18 protein-coding genes are annotated in these 21,895 nt (G+C 42.0%); 16 read left to right on the forward strand and 2 right to left on the reverse strand.

The window, feature by feature from the left end:
* Window positions 1-13 precede the first annotated feature (13 nt).
* From ACN6MW_RS21335 to ACN6MW_RS21395, 13 genes are all read left to right on the forward strand, one after another.
* A complete protein-coding gene (locus ACN6MW_RS21335; protein WP_419871964.1) occupies window positions 14-883 on the forward strand; it encodes a carbohydrate ABC transporter permease in 870 nt (289 codons plus the stop codon).
* 1 nt (window position 884) lies between these two features.
* Window positions 885-2,918, forward strand: a complete 2,034-nt coding sequence (locus ACN6MW_RS21340; RefSeq protein ID WP_419871965.1) for a YIP1 family protein — start codon at window positions 885-887, stop codon at window positions 2,916-2,918.
* The gene (locus ACN6MW_RS21345) at window positions 2,912-5,179 is read left to right on the forward strand and encodes a DUF5696 domain-containing protein (protein WP_419871966.1); all 2,268 of its coding nucleotides are present in this window, start codon (window positions 2,912-2,914) and stop codon (window positions 5,177-5,179) included. The genes ACN6MW_RS21340 and ACN6MW_RS21345 overlap by 7 nt, the downstream gene beginning before the upstream one ends.
* The gene (locus ACN6MW_RS21350) at window positions 5,176-6,093 is read left to right on the forward strand and encodes a carbohydrate ABC transporter permease (RefSeq protein WP_419871967.1); all 918 of its coding nucleotides are present in this window, start codon (window positions 5,176-5,178) and stop codon (window positions 6,091-6,093) included. The genes ACN6MW_RS21345 and ACN6MW_RS21350 overlap by 4 nt, the downstream gene beginning before the upstream one ends.
* A gap of 9 nt (window positions 6,094-6,102) precedes the next feature.
* Complete coding sequence (locus tag ACN6MW_RS21355; RefSeq protein WP_419871968.1) at window positions 6,103-7,068, forward strand: carbohydrate ABC transporter permease; 966 nt, start codon at window positions 6,103-6,105, stop codon at window positions 7,066-7,068.
* Window positions 7,069-7,797: 729 nt separating this feature from the next.
* Window positions 7,798-9,498, forward strand: coding sequence for a histidine kinase (locus tag ACN6MW_RS21360; RefSeq protein WP_419876408.1), 1,701 nt, complete (start codon window positions 7,798-7,800; stop codon window positions 9,496-9,498).
* Window positions 9,498-10,904, forward strand: coding sequence for a response regulator transcription factor (locus ACN6MW_RS21365; protein WP_419871969.1), 1,407 nt, complete (start codon window positions 9,498-9,500; stop codon window positions 10,902-10,904). The genes ACN6MW_RS21360 and ACN6MW_RS21365 overlap by 1 nt, the downstream gene beginning before the upstream one ends.
* 206 nt (window positions 10,905-11,110) lie before the next feature.
* Window positions 11,111-12,760, forward strand: a complete 1,650-nt coding sequence (locus tag ACN6MW_RS21370) for an extracellular solute-binding protein (RefSeq protein ID WP_419871970.1) — start codon at window positions 11,111-11,113, stop codon at window positions 12,758-12,760.
* 287 nt (window positions 12,761-13,047) lie between these two features.
* A complete protein-coding gene (locus ACN6MW_RS21375) occupies window positions 13,048-13,938 on the forward strand; it encodes an ABC transporter permease (RefSeq protein WP_056635182.1) in 891 nt (296 codons plus the stop codon).
* A gap of 15 nt (window positions 13,939-13,953) precedes the next feature.
* Window positions 13,954-14,844: a carbohydrate ABC transporter permease gene (locus ACN6MW_RS21380; RefSeq protein ID WP_419871971.1), complete on the forward strand. Its 891-nt coding sequence runs from the start codon at window positions 13,954-13,956 to the stop codon at window positions 14,842-14,844.
* A 615-nt stretch (window positions 14,845-15,459) separates the two neighbouring features.
* Window positions 15,460-15,831, forward strand: a complete 372-nt coding sequence (locus ACN6MW_RS21385; protein ID WP_419871972.1) for an ABC transporter permease subunit — start codon at window positions 15,460-15,462, stop codon at window positions 15,829-15,831.
* A gap of 37 nt (window positions 15,832-15,868) precedes the next feature.
* Complete coding sequence (locus ACN6MW_RS21390; RefSeq protein WP_419871973.1) at window positions 15,869-16,600, forward strand: sugar nucleotide-binding protein; 732 nt, start codon at window positions 15,869-15,871, stop codon at window positions 16,598-16,600.
* Between the two features lie 504 nt (window positions 16,601-17,104).
* Window positions 17,105-17,404 carry a hypothetical protein gene (locus tag ACN6MW_RS21395; RefSeq protein ID WP_419871974.1) on the forward strand — a complete coding sequence of 100 codons (300 nt, stop codon included), beginning with the start codon at window positions 17,105-17,107 and terminating at the stop codon, window positions 17,402-17,404.
* A 183-nt stretch (window positions 17,405-17,587) separates the two neighbouring features.
* On the opposite strand, the gene ACN6MW_RS21400 is transcribed toward ACN6MW_RS21395, so the two are convergent.
* Window positions 17,588-18,070: a hypothetical protein gene (locus tag ACN6MW_RS21400; RefSeq protein WP_419876409.1), complete on the reverse strand. Its 483-nt coding sequence runs from the start codon at window positions 18,068-18,070 to the stop codon at window positions 17,588-17,590.
* Window positions 18,071-18,504: 434 nt separating this feature from the next.
* Here ACN6MW_RS21400 and ACN6MW_RS21405 point away from each other — a divergent pair, with 434 nt between their 5' ends.
* The 3 genes from ACN6MW_RS21405 to ACN6MW_RS21415 are packed head-to-tail and all read left to right on the forward strand — an operon-like array spanning window position 18,505 to window position 20,835.
* The gene (locus ACN6MW_RS21405; protein WP_419871975.1) at window positions 18,505-19,347 is read left to right on the forward strand and encodes an amino acid ABC transporter substrate-binding protein; all 843 of its coding nucleotides are present in this window, start codon (window positions 18,505-18,507) and stop codon (window positions 19,345-19,347) included.
* Window positions 19,348-19,399: 52 nt separating this feature from the next.
* Window positions 19,400-20,068 (forward strand): amino acid ABC transporter permease, encoded by a 669-nt coding sequence (locus tag ACN6MW_RS21410; RefSeq protein ID WP_419871976.1) that lies wholly within the window; start codon window positions 19,400-19,402, stop codon window positions 20,066-20,068.
* 14 nt (window positions 20,069-20,082) lie between these two features.
* On the forward strand, window positions 20,083-20,835 hold the full coding sequence (locus ACN6MW_RS21415) for an amino acid ABC transporter ATP-binding protein (RefSeq protein WP_419871977.1): 753 nt from the start codon (window positions 20,083-20,085) through the stop codon (window positions 20,833-20,835).
* 140 nt (window positions 20,836-20,975) lie between these two features.
* On the opposite strand, the gene ACN6MW_RS21420 is transcribed toward ACN6MW_RS21415, so the two are convergent.
* Entirely contained in the window at window positions 20,976-21,644 is a 669-nt protein-coding gene (locus tag ACN6MW_RS21420) for an MBL fold metallo-hydrolase (protein ID WP_419871978.1), read from the reverse strand.
* Window positions 21,645-21,895 lie beyond the last annotated feature (251 nt).

Here is a 21,895-nt window from a genome sequence, read left to right on the forward strand (position 1 = left end):
CTTCGTTAGCGTGGTGATAAGCTTGGTTAAAATCAACCCTAATAAATTTCATAAGGATCAATTCAATTTTCATCTGTTTTTAATAATATTGTCTATTTTTGTGGCGCTTCCTATCGTATTTATCGTTAATCATGCTTTCAAACCATTCACAGAGTTATTTGCGTATCCTCCCCGGTTTCTCGTGAATAACCCGACGTTAGAAAATTTTCGATTGCTGTTCAATTTTTCTGCTGAATCGGGAATTCCTCTATCCAGATATGTTTTTAACAGCTTGTTCATGACGACGATCGTTATTTTGCTTACGCTGCTCGTAAGCTCTTTAGCGGCTTTTGCATTATCGAAACTGCACTTTAAAGGGAAACATCCTTTTAATAAAGCTAATACAATGGCATTGATGTTCGTTCCGGTAGCGGTTGCAATTCCGAGATTTTTGATTATTGATAATCTGGGGATATTCAATACTTATCTCGCGCACATCATACCGATGTTAGCGATGCCGATTGGCATATTTTTAATCAAACAATTTATGGATCAAATTCCGGACGATCTGATTGAAGCCTCGAAAATCGACGGAGCAGGGAACTGGAGAGTCTATTGGCATGTTATGCTGCCCCTTGTGCAGCCCGCGCTTGTTACCGTTGCTATATTAACTTTTCAGGCAGGCTGGGGCAACGTTGAAAGCTCGACCATTTTTATGGATGATGAGTCATTAAGAACTCTTCCATTTTACTTGAATACGTTGATCTCTCAATCAGGAAACATCGTAGCCGGCGCCGGATTAGGAGCTGTAGCTGGACTAGTGATGTTTGTCCCTAACTTGATATTGTTTATCATTTTACAAAATAAAGTCATGGATTCCATGGCTCATACGGGGATTAAGTAATATGCAAAAAAAGAGAATACTTGGTCCGTTGAGATTTGTTGCAGCGATTGTTTTGTTTTATTTTTTTACGTTTCATGCGTACGCAGCTGCCGATGCACCCTATTATACCTATACAAGCGATAGCGATGGCTACATTATTAAAACTCAGGACGCCTATACGCCCGTTAAGCAAATAAGTGTTATTAACGGTGAAAAGCTGGAAATGCCTGAGCACGTGTTTATCGATGCTCAGGATTACGTTTACATTACGGATAGCGCAAAAAATAAAGTTTATATTTTAGATAACAACTACCGCTATTACAGAGAATTGGCTAGCGACAAGTTCTCTGCTATAAAAAGCACTTTTGTAACGGATGAATCTATTTATGTGGTAGATGCGTCAAAGAGCAAAATTTTCATTTTTAATAAAGAAACATTTGCTTTTGTACAGGAAATAGGCAAACCGGATTCACCGATTTTCGCTGAAGGATATGAGTTCAAACCGACTCATATTGCCGTTGACGTGAGAGGCAATATGTATGTTAGAAGCACCGGTTCCGTAAACGGCTTGATTATGTTAAGTAGAGACGGGGAGTTTATTACCTTCTTTGGAGCCAATCCGTTAAAGGTGCCTTTTCTGGATCAGCTTAGGTCTGTTTTTCTGACGGAAGTACAGGAAGCGAAAATGGAGAAGGTATTTCCCGATGTGCCTAGCAATATTGCGATTGATAAGAAAGGATTTATTTATACAGTTACTTCATCCGTTGAAACCAATCCGATAAAGAAGTTTAACGTATCGGGAACGAACTATTTTCCGGATGGTATGGTCGGTTCGTTCGCGATGGAAAGCGTTTGGATCGGAAAGCACAATAATGTTTTTTCCGTAAGCTCGGAAGGCTGGATTTATGAGTATGATACCAATGGTAATTTGTTGTTCTTGTTTGGAGGAAAAGACTTTAATTCTAGTCGGCTAGGCCTTCTGAACTTGCCTGTAAGCATGGCCTCCAATTCTTCCGATGAGCTGCTTGTCGTCGATCAGGGAACGAAGCTGATCCAGACCTATCGCTCAACGGAATTCGCCGATGCCATTCATCATGCAATGGATGCCTATCAAGACGGAGACTATACAAAGAGTAAAGAGCTATGGGAGTATACGCTTCAGCGTAACTCGCTATTTGATAACGCCCATATTGGTTTAGGTAACGCCTACCTTCGTGAAGGCGACGCGTCGGGAGCCAATGACGAATACCGTGACGCGCAATATAATACGGGCATATCGGAAGCCTTTTGGGAAATTCGTCAATCCTGGCTGCAAAACAACTTGGACATTGTATTCACCATCTTTCTTGCTATCTTGATTATTGGTTATGTCCATAAATTTTTAAATAAAAAATATGGGTACGGTTCAAGGATAACCGGGCAGCTAAGGGCCGTTAGAAGAATTAAAATGATTGACGATTTGTTATTTATATTTACTTTCTTAAAGCAGCCGTTAGAGGCATTTTATCAAATCCAGTACGAGAACAGAGTGTCCAGAAAATCGTCAACCCTAATATACCTTCTGGTCGTCATTCTGTGTATCGTGCATTATGAATACGCCAATCTATTATTTGTACCGAAGCAGGGATACTTCCTGAATGAATTATCGGTTATGATCGGGCTTGCCGCTCTGTGGGTACTGTCCAACTACTTAATTTGTTCGATCACTGACGGCGAGGGGAAATTCAAGGATGTCTATAATGCTACGGCATACTCCTTGAGCCCGGTGCTTGTCATCATGCCGCTGCTCATTCTATTTAGTAACGGATTAACATTAGAACAGTCGGTATTTTACCATTTGCCGGTTCAAGCGATGACCATTTGGATCGCATTTTTAATGTTTTTTATGATAAAAGACATCCATAATTATGAAGTCGGCGAAACGGTCGATGTCATTTTTAGAAGTATATTTACGATGTTGATTATTGCATTGTTCCTATTCGTCTTTTATTCACTCGGAAATCAACTAGTTGGTTTTGCGCAAGATGTGGTTACGGAGGCGATCAACAGGTGGTAAAAAAAATCTTGAAATACGGAATTGTATGTCTAATACTGGCAGCACTCGGATTAAACTATTTGTTGAATCATTTTCAGAAGGTAGAATATGGTGTCGCTGTAGCACAGAGCAACTACGAAGACATTGTTGTAAACGAGAGGTCGAAAACCTGTTCTAACAAAGCAGCTGAAGCGGAAATTCCGGATACCTTTAAAAAGGCAGCTGAAAACGAACAGTTGGAGCTATATCTCGAAGAAGAGAGTGTTGCGATTGCAGTCAAAGATAAATGTAACGGTTACACCTGGTTTTCCTATGATGTCAACCTTGATATGCAAGAGGCCGGATACAGTGCCGAAATCGCCGGGTACATGAAATCGGGTATCTCTTTGATTACGTACGACAAATTCACCCCTAGCCGGAGAACGGTGCTCGGCGATAAAGCGGAAAAGACATATGAGTTAAGAGAAAACGGATTTACCGCAACGATTGATTTCACGAAAGCCCAGATTAAATTTGATGTTGTTGTTACCCTTCAGCAGGGAGACTTAATGATCAATATCCCTCGTGAAAGCATAAAGGAGTACAACCCTAAATTGTGGAAGCCGGGTAACGACGATATTTCATTAAGCGAAATTATTTTGTATCCGTTTTTCGGCAGCGCAGCCCACAAGGAAGACGGATATATGGTCATTCCCGACGGATCCGGAGCAATCGTGAAATTAGAGGAAACGCCCAAATATGCAACCGGGTATACGGCCCCCGTATATGGCCAAGATCCGGGTTATGATAATACCGCGACTCAAAATTCCAGAAAGATAGCCGTAAAACCTTTGGAAAGAGTGACATTGCCAATCTACGGCATTATTCACGATGCTGATCAATCCGGTGTGTTGGTTATCGCGGAGAGTGGGGATAGCTATGCGACCTACAATTATGTGTCCAGAGATTTGCAAACGAAGTATTATCAATCGTATTTCACTTATAATTACCGTACGGCTTATGCCCAGTTTCAAAGCAGGACCAATCAAGATCAACATGTATTAGGCTTTCAAGAGCGTCCGAATCAATTTGATCTGGTTCAACGATATGTTTTCTTGAACGACAAAAAAGCAAACTATGTCGGGGTTGCCAAGGAATATCGAAATTTCCTGGAAAAGAAAGACGGGTTAAGCAAGAAGAAGACTGAGACACTCGATGAAGTCCCGATGAAAATTGATTTTATTAATAACGAAGTCACAATGGGAACGCTGGGTGTAGAAAATGTAACGGCGACGAAGTATAAGCAAGCTGGGAAGATTGTGAAGACGCTGCTGGATAAAGGGTATGATGATTTAAACGTTACTTTTAAATCTTTTGTCGAGGATGATCTTGCCTATCGGTTCAAAGTCATGAAGAACCTGGGCGGAAGCGACGATTTTAAGGAGACAACAGATTATTTTACCTCCAATCATATCAAGTTTAACTATTATGTGGATTACGTGAAATCCTATTATGAAAAAACGAAATATACAGCCAGCAAACTGAACAGACAAGATTTAAATGTGCTAAATGAAAGCAAATCATTATATAACTACTTGAATAATCCCAAATATTATACTGTTTTAGCGGAAAAGGATCTGAATGCTTATAAAAAGTATAAGATCGGATCGCTGGCACTGGACGGTTTAGGGGCCAATCTATTTACTCATTACGATAAAGGCATAACCGGTTATTCGAACGAGGGAATGGCCTATTCGGAAAATTTATTGCAGTATTTGAATGAAAAAGGCATTAAAACCGGCGTTTATTTGCCCGATGCTTATCTTTATAAATATATCAGCGATTATTATGACGCACCCATCACTTCTTCTGAGCTCATATTCATCGATGCCACGGTTCCATTGGTGCCGCTTGTTTTAAGCGGATATGCAGATATGTATTCGCCGTATATGAATTTCTCATCCAACGACACCGATACGATGCTTAGGTTAATTGAGTTCGGGATCTATCCGTCATTTGTATTAACAGGCGAATCGACGTATAAGATCAAACGTACCGCGTCCAATGATATTTACACCTCGGAATTAAAGTATATGGAGGATCGTATTGATTTCTATTACAGCTCTGTCAGCAAAGCGTTAAATGAAGTTTTGGGCAGTGAAATGATCAATCATACGATTATTGATGCTGGGGTGGTTGAGGTCGAGTATGACAATGGCAGGAAAATAGTTATTAATTACAATGATTCGGATTACATCCATGAAGATGTGAACATTAAATCAAAAGGGTTTGTGATACTATGACAACTGTTACTGCTAAAGGTAATACGGAAAAGGAAAAAGTTAGGCCCGTTAAAACCCGCTTGAGCATGAAGAGCAAGCAAAGCTTAACAGGATTACTCTTTATCAGTCCTTGGATTATCGGTTTTTTGGCTTTTGTTGCGTATCCGTTATATAAAACCATCTTCATGAGCTTCTACAAGGTTTCCTTTGGGCTCAAAACAGGTTGGAGATATAATTGGGTCGGTATGGAAAATTATAAGAGAATTTTACTTGAAGAAATCGACTTTGTCATAGAAGCGCAAAATTTCTTTGTTGGTACTCTGCTATACGTCCCGGTCATTATTGCACTGTCGATCATAATTGCCATGCTGCTTAATCAAAAAATAAGAGGAAAGTCGTTTTTCCGGTTGCTGTTTTTCTTGCCCATCATTATTTTAAATGGTGAACTTATGGAAAATATGAGCACAAATGGAGGAATGTCGATTATTGCTAATCGATTTATTCTGGATACGCTCTATGCGGTTATACCGTCAAAAAGTGTAGTTTTGTTAATCGGCGACCTCTTTGAACTGATTCTTCAATTGTTATGGTACAGTGCCATTCCGATTTTAATTTTCCTGGCGGCGCTTCAGAAAATCGGCAAAGACATGTATGAAGCTGCGTCTATCGATGGGGCTTCCCCTTGGACTTCTTTCTGGAAAATCACCTTGCCTACCGTGTATCCGTTGGTAAGTATATGCGTTATCTATGTAGTCGTTTTCCTGGCGAATTTCGAAGCTAACCCGATCAATACCATTATTATGGAATCCAAGTTTGATGGCTCCAGGCGTGAAGGATATGCCTCTGCGCTTTCCATCCTCTATTCCATAGTTCAGATCGCACTAATTGCCATCCTGTATTATGCGACTCGCAGCAGGAACTCAAGAGGGAGGTGAACGACAGACATGTATTTTCGTTTCAAAAATCAAATCAAACGGTACTCACCGTCAGTTAAAAGGTTTTTCTTCGGGATGCAAATCAGCGATGGTCTGGTATATAAAGCAACTACTTATACGATTCTATCGGTCTTCGGATTTGTTTTCTTATATCCGCTGCTCTACATGTTGTCGGTAAGCTTAATGTCAAACTTGGACTTGGTTGATAACACCATCGAATGGCTGCCTTCCAGTCTGTATACCTTTAACTATGAGATGACATGGAAGGCTTTGAAGCTGCCGAACTCGTTTGTTACGACTGCTTTATTGGCAGGCACTTCAACATTAAGTATCATTGTCTCTTCCGCATTAGTAGGGTATGGCTTGGCGCGCTTCGATTTCAGAGGTAAAAATATCGTATTTATGTTGTTGTTATTTACTTACATCGTTCCAAAAACGTTATTCTTTATTCCGAGATTTGAAATTTTTATGGCATTAAACTTAAAAGGGAATATCGGGGCACTTGTCGTCCCTGCATTAACCGGTCAAGGAGAGCAGGCGGCTCTCTTTATCCTTATTTTCTTTCAGTTCTTCAGGATGATCCCAAAGGCGTTGGAGGAAGCTGCATTTCTTGATGGAGCGGGCGCTATAAGGACTTTTTGGAAAATAGCGCTTCCGATGGTAGGTCCGGCTTTTATTATCGTAGGCGTGTACGGATTCTCGATCTATTGGAATGAAACCTTTTTAACCTCCTTTTATTTAGAAGGTAAAATTCAGACGGTTCCCATGCTGTTAGGAGATTTGCAGAATACATTCGGCAAAGTGGTCAATGAGAGCGGCGGGGGCGATTTCAGCAAAAATCCGAACCTTAATTTTACCGAAGCTAAGGTCTTTGCAGGAACCCTTTTATCCATTATTCCGCTTGCTCTCATGTATTTGTATGTACAGAGATGGTTCGTGGAAAGCATAGATAAATCAGGCATTACAGGTGAATAGAGAGATACAATGAAGAGCAGTCTCTATTCCTTCTTGAGTAGAAGTAGATGAACAGCGGTTACATTAATAAAATGTTATATAGAATTGAACCGGTCTTTATTATACGGAGGCCGGGCTGGCGCTCTGGCCTAAGAGGGAAATGTGGAGTCTGGGCGATTCGCCTGCCGTCAGCGTCCTTCTGGACGAGCACGAATGCGGCTACGAATTGAAGCCTGCTCCGCGGATCACGAAAGATATGCTTTATGTGCACGATCAGAATGAGCGGCTGATCCGCTGGAGGATATGTTTGCTAAGATTCAATTGCATTACGGCTGACTCCCGTTTGAGGTCGTACAAGCAACTTCAGGCAAGCAATTCGACAAAAACTCTGCCTAAAGGCGGAGTTTTTGTTATGACAATTTGTATCCGCAGAAAGGCTATTGAAAAACTACTTCTGGACCAAATAGTAAATCTAATGCTTTTTTCTTTGAAATTTCTTGATCAAAATATCCAAACTCAATGAATCTGGATCATATACAGTCTTTTTGTATCATTCAGTAGAATGTTGAAAATCTTGGAAATTATTCTGCAATAAACCTCGAATAAAATATATTGGTGGCATTGCACAATTTGTAGTCACGAATGTCCAATTTTCGGGGGGAGGATCCGGTACTTTTAATATATTTTACTTCTTTGGCTTTTGCATACGATTATGAAAGTAGTTATAGATAGGGAAGGTTGTAGTTGAAAATGACTTTGAAGAAAAGAATTTTTTTAATATTCCTAGTCAGTTCTTTGGTGCCCTTTTTAAGTATTTTTATCATTTCGAACTATACGATTGACAAGATATTTGACAATAAAATTGAGAGCGGAATTAACAGTAACCTGAGACAAGTGGAGCTTTCATTAGGCAATTCCTTAAGCAATCTAAATCATATTTCACAACAATTAGCATATGGCGGAAATATCGTAAAACAAATAGACGAAGTCTTGTTCCAATCGTTGGATCGTTATCAAAGAGTACAAACTAAAAATCAGTTGAAAAGTGAACTGAACTTGATAACCTTTTCCAACCCCAATATTGGACTAGCACTTTACTATATCCAGAAAGAAGATGTCATTCAATTTGAAAACTTCCCTGTAAAAGAAATATTTTCATTTAATTCTTTGCCTTTGCTTGCTAAGTATTATGATATTACGTATTTCGGTCCCCATAAAAGTATGAACGAGTCTGATAATCAAATCGTATTGTCAGCGTTAAGAAAGGTAGGATTGCCGGACCGTGATGATGTATATGTCTATATTGAAACCGGGTTTTCCTTGACCCAAAACATTCTAGACAACAATGAATATGGAGGAGGCTTATCTCATCTTATTTTAGACGGGAATGGCCGAATCGCTTATAGCGAGGTTCCGGAAATTTTTGTGAGCGGCGCACAATTTCCCGATTTTTCGAAGGAGGAGGGGACCGGTTTATATAAAGACCATTACTGGTTTAAGCAGACCTCTAATCAAAATTGGAGTGTTGTTTCCGTTATTTCACAGACTGACTATAACAAAGAAAAAAACCAATGGATGCTTCAAATATTGCTGGTTTCGCTGTTTTTTATTTGCCTGACCGTTTTGCTCGCTTGGGTGCTTTGGAAGATGGTATATAAGCCATTAAACCTCTTTCATTCCGAGATTAAATGGATGTCTCAAAATCGCTTAAAACCGCAGCTTAAAAAAACTAACATTCCCGAATTTGATTATTTATTAAGACAATTTTCCGAAATGAAGGAACAGATCTGGAATTTATTCGAAGAAGTAGAGCAAAAGGAGAAAAAACGTGTAGATCTTGAAGTGGAAAAACTACTCTATCAGATCAACCCTCACTTCTTGATGAATACCCTTGATACCGTGCATTGGTTGGCCATGATCAACGGGCAAAAGGAGATTGACCGGCTCGTAAAGTCGCTGAACAAGCTGTTGTACTACAACTTGGGTAAAATGGGACAAGTATCAACTATTGAGGAAGAGATCGATGCGCTTAGACAGTATCTTGTTTTACAGCAAATCAGGTACGATTTTCAGTTTGATGTTCGGATAGGAGTGGACGAGAGTGTCCTTAAACAGCCCGTGCCGCGCTTTATACTGCAGCCATTGGTTGAAAATTCTTTATATCACGGTTTAAGCGATGATGGATATATTGAGGTTAGTGTCGCATTGGATAAAGATATTCGCATATCCATTCATGATAATGGCGCAGGGATGAAGGAAGAAACGATCCAAGAGATTATGAATAATCGCACGGTTGAACATAAGAAAGTCGGGATGGGAATTGGCATGAATTATGTTAAACGAATGCTGGATGCACGTTATGGAGATAATGCGAGTCTGGAAATAAAGAGTGAAGTCGGCAAGGGGACTAGCGTATTGTTGACTTTGCCTCTGAGCGGGGAGAATACGTGATGTCGATAAAAGTTCTTGTGGTAGATGATGATAAACTAGTTCGCAGAGGACTGATTTCGTTTATGCCTTGGAAAGATTTCGGCATGGAGGTAATCGGAGAAGCGAGTAATGGTGAGAAGGCATTAGAGTTTTTAGAATCACATTTAGTCGATTTGCTGCTTACTGACCTCTCCATGCCTGTCATGTCCGGCATTGAACTTATGAGGATCGCGCGAATGCGCTTTCCGCATCTGCATATGGTTGTATTGACGCTGCACCAGAATTTCGATTATATACAGGAAGCGCTTAGGCTTGGCGCAATCGATTATATTGCCAAGGTGCAGATGGAAGAGGAACAGTTTGAAGAGATTCTTGGCCGAATAGCAGCACGTATTAACGAACAAAGAAGTCAAAGCATAAAATCGTTAAATCCGAACCAAGTAATTGTCGAAAATAAGTATGGCTATGCGCTGTTATCCTTGGACCGTGAAATTGAACATAATTGGCTTCATGAGCTGCAGCTTGCAGCAGATGCTTTCATGATGGAAGCGGATCGAAACTGCTCTGTGTGGTTTACTAAAGAAGAACAACAAAGTGAAGTGTTTAATACATTGTCGGAGAAGGCGCGTGCGGAACCGGAGAGCGTGCTGCTTATTTTATCTGACAAGGACGGGTACAGCTGGAAGGATATGCAACGCTGGTTAAGGGTTTATAAAGAGAAGGTTTTATTTTATGAATATCATCCTGATCACAAAATCATTAACGTTTCCCTGAGTGAGGATATACATGTCCACACCGAAACGGATGAATCAGCATTAGAAAACGTAAAGGCTGGCTGGCTGTTCTCTACATGGTTCCATAACGATACTACGTTCAATAGACTCGTTCATGAAATGAAGTCGCTGAGGCTGCAAGAGAAACAATTAATAGGACTTCTATATTCTCTTATAATCGAATGGAACCGTCGGTTTACTCAAACTCAATTAAGAAAAATTCAAATGATCAACAATGTTCATTCTTGGTTCCAAGTTGAACAATGGTTAAGCAAGATCCGAAAGGGCATTCAGGAATCCATCGGAAATCCTGCTTATTCACAAGAAATCATGGATTGCATCACGAAGGCTGTTTCAATGGTGCAAGATGAATTAAGCGAGCAGCTTACAGCAGCCGAATTAGCCCAACGATTAAATTTAAGCCGGGGTTATTTTAGCCAATGCTTTAAAGATATTATCGGAAAAACGTTCAACGATTATTCCCGGTCCATCCGAATAGAAAAGGCAAAAGAGTATTTGTTGAATACGAACCATACCATTGTTTGGATCGCGGAACAAACCGGCTACTCGGATGAAAAATATTTCAGCAGGATTTTTCGTGAATTAACTGGCGTACTTCCAAGCGAATATCGTCAAACTAATCGAATGAATTAGTACAGGAGATCCGAAATCCATGCAGGTAGATATATGTATGATGATAGGTAGGGAATTGTTAGGAGCAAATTGCCATTTTGCGATCCTGGCGCATGAATTGCCTTCATTTCTCTAACTGAACCACCTCTCGCTATCTATCTCGGAGTGCCGACTTTCAGGTATATACTGAACACGAGGCAAAAACTTAGCGAAAGAAGGGGACGTCAATGTTAAAAAAGATCACCATGGTGTTGCTTGCAGCATCAATGGTAGCGGTATCAGCGTGTTCGAATGGATCAAATGAACCAACAGTGGAAAAGCCGCAGGCAAGTGCTAAACCAGCTGCACCTGCCGATCCGTTCGGTAAATACGAAGAGCCGGTAACCATCACAACCGCTTACTCCGTAGACCCGGCCTTCAAGTCCACTAAAGGGGAAACACTTGAGAAAAATGCCTGGAAAACGGCAATGAAAGAAGAACTCAATATCGAAATTGATATTGCGTGGCAGGTATCCAAAGAAAATTTTGAACAGAAAATGAATTTGTCCATTGCCAGCAATGATTTGCCTGATGCAATGGTTGTCAGCCAAGTACAGTTGAATCAAATGGTGAAAGCAGGGGAATTGGAAGATCTTACGGAGGCTTACAATAACTATGCGTCTCCTTCTGTAAAAAGAATTATTGAAAGTACAAATGGTCTTGCTCTTGAGCAGGTTACCTTTGACGGAAAGATGATGGCTATTCCGCATGTAGGTGCAGAAGACTTTAATATGCTGTGGATCCGTCAGGACTGGCTCGATAAGCTCGGCCTCCAGCCTCCAAAAACGGTAGAAGAACTGGAAAATGTGGCGAAAGCCTTCGTGGAGCAGGATCCTGATGGAAACGGTAAAGCGGACACCATCGGTATCGCTGCGGGTACGGGATTATACAATGATTTTACTGCCGGCCCAGGCGCCTTCGATGTAACGCCGATTTTTGGAGCCTTTAATGCGTTTCCGGGATTTTGGGTTGAAGGCGACGACGGTAAGCCAGCGTATGGTTCTATTCTGCCAGAGACCAAAAATGCGCTTGCTAAGCTGCGGGACATGTATGCAAACGGTTTGATCGATAAAGAAATAGGCATTCGCAAAGCTGCCGAAGAGACGGTCATTGCTGGTAAAGCGGGCATGTTTTTCGAAGGTTTCTATGGAGGATACTGGCCGCTGCCGAGCGCATGGCAGAACGATCCAAAAGCCAACTGGCAGGCTTATGCGGCGCCGCTGGATGCGGAAGGCAAATACAACGTCAAGGTAACTAACCCATCGAACGGTTACCTGGTTGTCCGGAAAGGATATGAGCATCCGGAGGCTCTAATTAAGCTGAATAATCTTTATTTGAGAGACGAAGCGATACACGGGCCTGATTTCATGCTCATCCGTAACTACTTTGCGCCGCTCGACGAAATTGGTTTTGAATATAAGGCTATGCAAGAGGTATTGGCGGGGACCAAGACGCCGGAAGATTACGCAGACATGCCGGAATATAAATTGCTGAAAAATTCGTTGGAAACGATTAAAAATGCCAAATTAGAACCTTATGACAACCTGGATATTCAATATTGGAATCAGAGCGACAAAGAATTCATGCGTGCCTACTCCATCATGGTTGGGGCTAGAAACCATTCCGATCCAAATCTCAATAAAATCAAAAGTCTTTCCTATACACGTACCGGAACCGTTGAGAAAAGGTGGACGAACTTAGCCAAGCTGGAAAAAGAAACGTTCTTGAAAATTATTATGGGTTCAGCACCGCTTGATACCTTTGATCAGTTCGTTAAGGACTGGAAAAAACAAGGCGGCGATGATGTGACAGAGGAAATCGCAAAAACAATTAAATAAAAACTGTTACCAGAAAGGACGCCGACATGTAGACGGCGTCCTTTCCCTATGTCTTTCATTGCTTAGGTGGACAAATGTAGGATGGACAGGCGTATAGATGTTAGAAATGATTGATCAAACAGCTTTCGTGCTTGCTTGATTTCCCTTCATTTCTCTACCTGAATGCCCTCTCGCTATCTATCACGGAGAGCCGTACATCGCGTTTATACTGAACTAGAGGCTTTTGCATAAGAGCACTTGCACTGAACCGGCATCTCTCTACAACGAAAACAAGGAGTGACAGTATTGTGAAAAATAAAGGATTAGCAAAACATTACTATCTCATGCTTCTCCCGGGGTATGCATGGTTGATAATGTTTAGTATCGTACCGATGTTCGGGGTACTTATTGCTTTTCAGGATTATCAGCCTGTACGCGGCGTGTTTGGCTCGGAATGGATCGGTTTAGAAAACTTCGAATACATGTTTGCGCTTAATGACAGTAAAATCATCTTTTTTAATACCATTTTTATCGCACTAATGAAGATGGTGGCGCATCTTATTGTACCGGTTATTTTTGCTCTAATGCTAAATGAATTACGGGTCGCCATCTTCAAAAGATGGGTGCAAACTTTAGTCTATTTACCACATTTTCTGTCATGGGTCATTCTTAGCGGGATTATAATGGATGTCTTCTCCTTTACGGGTCCGGTTAACAACATGTTGTCTGTATTCCATATTGATCCGATTCTATTTATGGGCAAACCAGAGTTGTTCCCGTATCTCGTTGTCGGAAGTGATGTATGGAAAGAGTTTGGCTTTAATACCATTATTTATTTGGCAGCTTTAACAGGAATCAATCCCTCTTTATATGAAGCGGCGGCACTGGATGGAGCAAACCGCTGGCATCGGCTCAGGCATATTACGGTTCCAGGCATCGCGCCAACCGCTTTGCTGCTTCTAATCTTAAGCCTAGGAAATGTACTGAATGCCGGATTCGATCAAATCTTTAACTTGTATAATCCGCTTGTGTATTCCACCGGCGATATTATTGATACCTGGGTATACCGCGAAGGTCTGTTGAAATTGCAATATGGTTTGGCTACGGCCGTCGGTTTGCTAAAATCCGTTGTGGGCTTTATCTTGATCACATTATCTTATTACCTTGCCAATCGATTTACAAATTACCGGATCTTTTAACGAAGGAGCATTGAAATGATTAGAGAAACGAGTGCCGCCTCCAAAATATTCGATTTTATCCTTATTATCTTATTAGTTGCCATTTCACTTCTATGTATCCTTCCTATCTGGTACACATTGATGGTTTCCCTGAGCCAAAAATCTGCAGCTGCAGCAGGTATCGTCAGCGTATGGCCGATAGGGTTCAATCTGAATTCATACATGCAAATTATGAAGGATGCTGTTTTTTTTAACTCATTCTGGGTATCCATTCAACGTGTTGTATTGGGGGCTTCCCTCAGTTTTGTAGTTACGGTGTTTATGGCGTACCCGTTATCCAAGAGCACCAAAGAATTTCGTTTAAGAAACGTCCTTATGTGGATACTGGTGTTTATGATGCTGTTCAGCGGAGGGCTTATCCCGCTCTATCAAACTGTGAAGGCATATGGACTCATCGACAGCGTTTGGGTATTGGTGCTGTCAGGCGGCTTACCCATGTTTAATGTCATTCTGGTCCTGAATTTCTTCAGGAATTTGCCTAAGGAGCTGGAAGAATCCGCTTTTGTGGATGGAGCAGGACCGTGGTATACCCTGATTAAGTTAATTATTCCTTTATCCGTACCGGTTTTAGCCACCGTTACACTGTTCAGCATAGTCAGTCACTGGAATGAGTTTTTCAGCGGTTTGGTTTTTATGACGAAACCAGAAAATTATCCACTCCAAACGTACATTCAACAAATGGTCGTTCAGATGGATTTGACGACGATCAACAATGATCCAGAAGCTTTGAAACGCTTAAATGAACTATCCAACCAAACCTTAAATGCGGCTAAGATCTTTATAGCCATGATTCCAATTCTAGTGATCTATCCGTTCTTGCAACGATTCTTTGTTCATGGGATTACGCTTGGATCGGTAAAGGAGTAGTTTTGCAAATTTGGCTTTAAAGGTAACGAAGTAAAAGAATTATGTTAAATTGATTATTTGGAATTTAATTTTATTATTTGCTTATCGATCGGGTTTGAACTGGCGAAACGAGTCTATCCAATTATCAAATGATCAATTGGTAGTTTGATAAAGGAATAGACGAATTTTTCGTGTAGATGCCATAAGCCATATTCATCAGTAAGAAGGTATGCAGGACATTGCAACGAGGATAACGTTTTTCAGATTAGTTACAATACGACCCCAATGCGCGACTTGTGTAAGACATGATAGCGTCAGTTGAACCTTGATTTCAAACATAGAATGACCGTTACGGATAAAACAGCGTAAATGGCCGACAGTATTAAGACTTCCATAATCGACGTTTTTCTCGGCTTATTCATGACAGCATATCCTCTTCCTTTTCTCAAGCACGCTCATTCCGAAGCGGATTAGATTTGAGCATTTCAAAACCTTGTTTACAGAAACGCCTTATTGGCTCTGGTTCAAAAACACATTGATGATTGCCTTCTTCAATATGGTCTTTCTACTATTCTAATTATAACCGCTGCTTACGCATTTTCGAGGTTTCGGTTTCCAGGTCGCCGTTACGGTCTAATGATGATGCTTGTGCTTCAGATGTTTCCTGGTTTTATGGGCATGATCGCTATCTATATTCTGCAGCAGCAGATCAATCTATTAGACAATTTGTGGGGATTGATTCTGGTGTATGCCGATGGCTCAATTCCTTTCAACGCCTGGCTGGTAAAAGGGTATTTTGACGGCTTACCCCGCAGTTTGGAGGAAGCGGCCAAGATAGACGGCGCTTCCAACACGAAAGTGTTTTTTAGAATCATGCTGCCGATGTCGGTTCCGATTCTCGTATTCGTAGCGGTCAGCAATTTTATTGGCCCATGGATGGATTTTATTTTTAATGTTCCTGCTGCTGCAGAAGTACATGGTGGAAGGTTTGAAGGCAGGGGCGAATAAAGGTAAAATTATAACAAAACATAGGTGGTCGTTTACGATGAAAGCGATAATTACGGGAAATAACGGTGCAGTGGCACCTTATGTCAATAGAGAGTTGAAGAGCAAAAATATTGAAGTCACGGTCTGGAACCGCGAACTAGTAGGCATCAACAACGAAGAAGAGGTGTATCGATTCATTGAAGAGACGAATCCGGACATTTTCTTCCATATCGCGACTGGCCCGATCGAATGGCTGGAATATATTGCAAGAGCAACAAAGAAGCTGGGCATAAAACTGGTGTTCACAAGCACCGTTTCGGTGTTCTCGGAGGACAAGACGGGGCCTTATAAGCCGGATAGCAGTCCCGACACAGTATCTAGCTACGGCGTTTATAAGATTCTATGCGAGAAATTGATGAAGCAAATATATCCTGAGGCTTATATTCTTCGATTAGGCTGGCAAATCGGTTCCGAAACAGGATCTAACAATATGTTTGATTTCCTGTGCCGAAGCCAACGGGACAATAGCTACATCGAGGCCAGCTCGCAATGGTATCCATCCTGCAGCTTCTTGGAAGAAACCGCAGAAACGATCGTAGACCTCGCGTTGAATCACAAGTTCGATACTTACCTGCTGAACTCGAATCGCAGTTACTCGTTCTATGACATCGTCCAGTATTTGAAGCGTCTGCATCGGCAGGACTGGAAGGTTATTGAGACGAACGCATTGGTTCGAGATGATCGGATGTTTGATAACCGTGTAACACTGAAACCATTGGATTTTTCTTAGAAAATTCTTTCAAGATAACATAGTGACCTGAAAATGCTGTATACCATTCGGGAGGATGGTATACAGCATTTTGTTTTCATTGCCCAGGTCTGCAAATCATTAATCATTTGAGATAAAGTCAATCACTTGCTAGATCACGTTTGGCACAAAATAGTAAATCAATGTGTGATGGAATAATCAGCGTGAAATATGGTGAAATATTAGCTAATCCAATAAGTTATTAATAACCTGGTTTCGTAAGAGCTCTAATGATCTTGAATTGATCGGTTTAGGCAAACAGATTTGTGAACGTTTTTGTTCATATTAGCATAGTCCATTTATCAAACTAAGAAATAAAGTATCGTTACCCTTACAACAATACATTCGGTGGCCTCGTTTGGCTCTCGAGCGAGGCTGCTTCTTGGTCGACACCGTCAAAGCCTTTTCATAAAGTACTCCTTTGATAAACTAAACGGGCAGGATTCCTGAATACGAACACACAATAAGTATTGCAGGGGGTGAACCATGAAAAAAATTATGTTAAGTGTAGTTCTTGTTTTTATCGTAGCAGGAATTATATTTGCACCATGGGTAACTGTAAGCTTCGCAGAAAACAGAGTTACAAACAAGTTCGATGGACAACGGAAAACCGTATCGGATGGATGTGGCTTTAACTGCAAAGATTGTGGTGTTAAGACCACAGAAAAAGTGCTGTTCGGTCGGAAAGTAGTTATAGAGTATGCATGTGGTTTATTGCCTTCGGATTCCCTTGAATATCATCAGAAGAAAGAACTGTTTGTATCATTTATAGGAACTGTCCATTAAACTTACGGCGGTATTCTTTAGGTAAAATATCAACATTATAATTTAATCAATCCTTTAATAAACTAAAGGGCAGGATAACGCAACAATGAGTCCTAAACATCCTAAATCACTAAACCTATTTTAAATGGAGTGAGAAAGGCCATCCTACAAAGAAAGGCCTTTCACAAACTGGTCTGCTATTCACTACCTCAATTTCTTCCTGCGCTTGCTGATCCATTTATTCAAAGCAGTTCCGCCTCCACCGACAGCGTGCTGCTGTTTGGTTCCTGCACTTTCAATTGCAGAGTTAGTTCCGCTCGTGCTGTATTTTCCGCCTCCGCTTGCGACCTGGGTAGCCGAGGCGTTAGCGGCATTTCTGGGAAGATTGACGATCTGATCATTGAGGACAATGACAATTTCTTTGCGGCAACGACGCGTTCCGGGCCGGGTATTGCCATGATAAAGTCCTCCATTGCCGCCTTTCAACCATTTGTTTTTGGCTGTTCCTCCTGCCCCGACGCTCTGTTGCTGCTGCGTATTCGGGGATTTAATAGCGGCGTTGTTGCCAGCAGCGCTGCTGCGGCCTGCACCGCTTGCAATTTGCGTCGTGTTGGGGGCGTTTGTAAATTGATGGTTTACGACGAACACCAGCTTGTCAATTCCAGTGATCGGCGTTCTGGCGATCATTCGTTTATTGCCTTTTTCTATAATAATCGTGAGTCGATCTGATTTCATAACCATATGCATCCTCCCCATCGGGTTTTCTTAAGTATATGTCCGCATCAAGAATCCGTAAGGGATATCTGTCGGGTAGTTAAAAAAGATGTGATGACTAGAGGAGAAAATTGATATTTGTAATGGTCGATTCATTTGAAAATGATGGGTTGAACCATCAAGCGGTATAGTCATAGATTTTTAGTTATGGGACAGCGCCTTTTTTTAAATATGGTTATGCCTTTTTGTACATGGCTATAATGATTTTATCTTCACAAATCCTTTAAATATATAATTCATATAAGAATACTAGGGAAAAAGGGATTGACACAGCACCACCTACGTTATAATATTCATGTAGTCAACCTGTCCATACATTACAAAGAAGAATAGCGAGGGGTAATAACATGAAGAGATTGAGCACACTAACATTGTTGATAGCACTTACCGTATTGCTGCTAGCAGCTTGCGGTGCCAAAAAAGACAATACCAATGGTGGCACCCAGGAGCCAGCGGGAAGCCCAACTGCGGAGGCAGCACCGGGGCAAGCGGCTTGGGATGCGATTAAAGCGAGCGGCAAGCTCCGTATCGGTACGGAAGGCACATACGCGCCATTTACATTTCATGATGAGTCAGGCAAGCTCACCGGCTTCGATGTCGAGATAGCTGAAGAGATTACTAAGCGGCTTGGCTTAAAGGCTGAATTCATTGAGACTTCGTGGGATTCCATTATCGCTGGCCTTGATGCTGAGCGATTTGATACTATTTTCAACCAAGTGGGCATTACGGATGAACGGAAAGAAAAATATGATTTCTCTGATGATTATATCGTTTCCAAAGCAGTATTGATCGTTGCTGAAGATAACACGGATATTAAAACGTTCGCGGACCTGAAAGGCAAAAAAGCAGGACAGTCGTTAACAAGCAATCTCGCTGATATTGCCCGCGAGAATGGGGCAGAGATTGTCACGACGGATGGTTTCAACCAAGCGATCGATCTGCTTGCTTCGGGGCGTATCGATGCTACCGTAAATGACGGAATATCTTTCTTGGATTTAAAGAAACAAAAGCCTGACCTGCCGCTTAAAATCGTTGCTGAAGCACCGGATGCAGCCAGGAACGCCGCTCTTTTCAGAAAAGGAAATGAAGCTTTGATTGAGGCGGTAAACGGCGCGCTTGCCGAGATGAAGAGCGATGGCACTTACTTGAAAATCTCCGAGAAATATTTTGGAGCAGACGTCTCCAAATAATGAATGCTGCCATGCTGACTAACAGCCCACAGGCGTAAAGGATGCTTATAATATGACTGATCGTCAAATAGAGATTCTTATAGATTCACTGCTGCCCCTGCTTAAAGCAGGGGTACTTTTTACGATTCCGCTAGCTTTAGTTTCATTTGCTCTTGGTCTCATTTTAGCTGTTGCTACTGCTCTTGCAAGACTATCCACCATAAGAGTACTGCGGCTTGTTGCACGCTTCTATGTATGGATCATCCGAGGAACACCGCTGCTTGTCCAATTGTTTATTATCTTCTATGGTCTTCCTTACGTGGGAATTATATTAGATCCGTTTACTGCATCTGTCATCGGCTTCACGCTCAGTGTAGGCGCCTACGGCTCCGAGATCGTACGTGCAGCGATTCAGTCGATCCAGAAAGGCCAATGGGAGGCAGCATATTCACTAGGTATGACGAGGTGGCAGGCGCTTCGGCGAGTCATTTTACCGCAGGCGGCTCGCGTGTCGATTCCGCCGCTGGGCAGTTCGTTCATTAGCCTAGTAAAGGATACGTCTCTTGCAGCTACGATTACTTACGTGGAGATGTTCCGTGTAGCGCAACAAATCAACGCAGCTAAGTACGAGCCTCTTCTGATTTATTGCACCGCTGGGGCCATCTATCTGTTGTTCTGCTCTGTACTGTCGTGGCTGCAGAATGTTACCGAGAAACGACTGGCACGGTATTCCGCAAGCTAAGGGAGAGAGTATAGATGATCGAAATTCACAATTTGCATAAATCCTTCGGATCATTGGAAGTTCTGAAGGGAATTGATATGACTTTGGAGAGGGGCAAAGTGCTCGCGATAATAGGCCCTTCCGGTTCCGGCAAGACGACGCTGCTTCGATGCTTTAATCTTTTAGAAGTGCCTGATCGAGGCATATTAACAGTCGGGAAGCAAACGTTGGATTTTGAGGCGGGGAAGAAAATTCGGGAGAAGGAAGCTGTAGCCCTACGCAAGCAAACGGGTATGGTGTTCCAGTCGTTTAACCTTTTTCCACATAAAACAGCTATTGAGAATATTATGGAAGCGCAAGTGACTGTGCAGAAGAAGAGCAAGTCAGACTCTCGACAACGCGCCGCAGAGCTGCTGGCTAAGGTTGGCTTGGCCGATAAAGCAGAATTTTACCCGCATCAATTGTCAGGTGGACAACAACAGCGGATTGCCATTGCCAGAGCAATGGCTGTTGATCCTGAGGTGCTGCTGTTCGATGAACCGACATCAGCGCTGGACCCTGAATTGGTTGGCGAGGTGCTCAAGGTTATTAAGCAGCTTGCTTCGGACGGGATGACGATGATAATCGTCACTCACGAGATGAAGTTCGCAGCGGATGTAGCAGATCGCGTCATTCTCATGGATGGCGGAGTTATTATTGAAGAAGGGCCGCCGGAGAATGTTTTGGAAAATCCTCAGAGCGCACGTGCCATTCAATTTTTGAATCGATTGGCCAGTTATGAAATTTAGTAGAAGAACATTCGAAAGAGGGGATGCTGCCAGGCTGGCAGCATCCCCTTTTTACCCTAAAATCCTTTAAATCTTGATCCTGCCAAACAAAGACTGTAATTCTTGCACAAGCTGAATCGGAATGACCTTCCTTAATCGTCTTATTTACCTGCAATCTCGGCTAGCCGTTCCCGGATAGATCCGTTGCATACGCCGCCATGGTAGGTGATGACCGTTTCGATGTCTGTGTCCAGCAGCTTGGCGACCGATTTCAGCGCCGTTTCCATGTCGGTTGTAAAGTTGGAGTCGGGCGGCATCAGCTGTCCATCGATAGAAATGAGGGCGTCCCCGGAAATCAAGGTTTGACTCGGTTCATGGAACAAACATATATGATCTGGCGTGTGTCCCGGCGTGAAGATGACTCGTATGCCGCCGCAATAAGGAAGAACGTCACCATCCTGCAGGATAGTATCGACCTTGACCGGCGGAACGACAATGCCTCTTTTTATCAATGGAACTTCCCCTAAAATATATGGCTTCGTCAATTCGTGCGCGAGCACCTTTATACGCCCCTCCGAAGCCTCGATTAGCTCCGGTAAACTTCCGATGTGATCCAGATCCTGATGTGTGATTATGATTTTTGTCAGTTTATCAAAGGCGAATCCTTCTTTGGCGAGCGCATCGCGGATAAGCTCAGTCTGTCCGGGGATCCCAGTGTCCACCAAGATGACGTCATGATCGTCCCACAGCAATGCCGCATGAACGATAAACGGACGCCCGCCTGCATTCATTTCGAGTTTAATAGCTTTAATACCAGCTTTAACTGTCAAATGTAGAAGCCTCCTTTTAATATATTATGTTTATATTACTGCATTATGGATACAATTACATGAACATTATGGATACGAAATACGATTTTTTATATGGGATAAAATTACTGATAGTACTTTGCAAGAAAGTGTCACCGAGAAATCGTTTTGACATTTGCATTCGAAAAGTGAGAAGGTAATGATACTTCACACCATATATTGTTGTAACGGATTAGTTGACACAGACACTATGAAAAAAAACTATCGGAACA

Origin of the sequence: Pristimantibacillus sp. PTI5, assembly GCF_048572955.1 — a bacterium.
In the GTDB taxonomy this organism is placed as follows: Bacteria; Bacillota; Bacilli; order Paenibacillales; family Paenibacillaceae; genus Pristimantibacillus.

Bases quoted from the DNA above. Each gene is read 5' to 3' on its own strand.
- ACN6MW_RS21340 (WP_419871965.1), top strand. From the start codon at position 885: ATGCAAAAAAAGAGAATACTTGGTCCGTTGAGATTTGTTGCAGCGATT.
- ACN6MW_RS21350 (WP_419871967.1), top strand. From the start codon at position 5,176: ATGACAACTGTTACTGCTAAAGGTAATACGGAAAAGGAAAAAGTTAGG.
- ACN6MW_RS21355 (WP_419871968.1), top strand. From the start codon at position 6,103: ATGTATTTTCGTTTCAAAAATCAAATCAAACGGTACTCACCGTCAGTT.
- ACN6MW_RS21360 (WP_419876408.1), top strand. From the start codon at position 7,798: ATGACTTTGAAGAAAAGAATTTTTTTAATATTCCTAGTCAGTTCTTTG.
- ACN6MW_RS21365 (WP_419871969.1), top strand. From the start codon at position 9,498: ATGTCGATAAAAGTTCTTGTGGTAGATGATGATAAACTAGTTCGCAGA.
- ACN6MW_RS21370 (WP_419871970.1), top strand. From the start codon at position 11,111: ATGTTAAAAAAGATCACCATGGTGTTGCTTGCAGCATCAATGGTAGCG.
- ACN6MW_RS21380 (WP_419871971.1), top strand. From the start codon at position 13,954: ATGATTAGAGAAACGAGTGCCGCCTCCAAAATATTCGATTTTATCCTT.
- ACN6MW_RS21385 (WP_419871972.1), top strand. From the start codon at position 15,460: ATGATGATGCTTGTGCTTCAGATGTTTCCTGGTTTTATGGGCATGATC.
- ACN6MW_RS21390 (WP_419871973.1), top strand. From the start codon at position 15,869: ATGAAAGCGATAATTACGGGAAATAACGGTGCAGTGGCACCTTATGTC.
- ACN6MW_RS21395 (WP_419871974.1), top strand. From the start codon at position 17,105: ATGAAAAAAATTATGTTAAGTGTAGTTCTTGTTTTTATCGTAGCAGGA.
- ACN6MW_RS21400 (WP_419876409.1), bottom strand. From the start codon at position 18,070: ATGATCGCCAGAACGCCGATCACTGGAATTGACAAGCTGGTGTTCGTC.
- ACN6MW_RS21405 (WP_419871975.1), top strand. From the start codon at position 18,505: ATGAAGAGATTGAGCACACTAACATTGTTGATAGCACTTACCGTATTG.
- ACN6MW_RS21410 (WP_419871976.1), top strand. From the start codon at position 19,400: ATGACTGATCGTCAAATAGAGATTCTTATAGATTCACTGCTGCCCCTG.
- ACN6MW_RS21415 (WP_419871977.1), top strand. From the start codon at position 20,083: ATGATCGAAATTCACAATTTGCATAAATCCTTCGGATCATTGGAAGTT.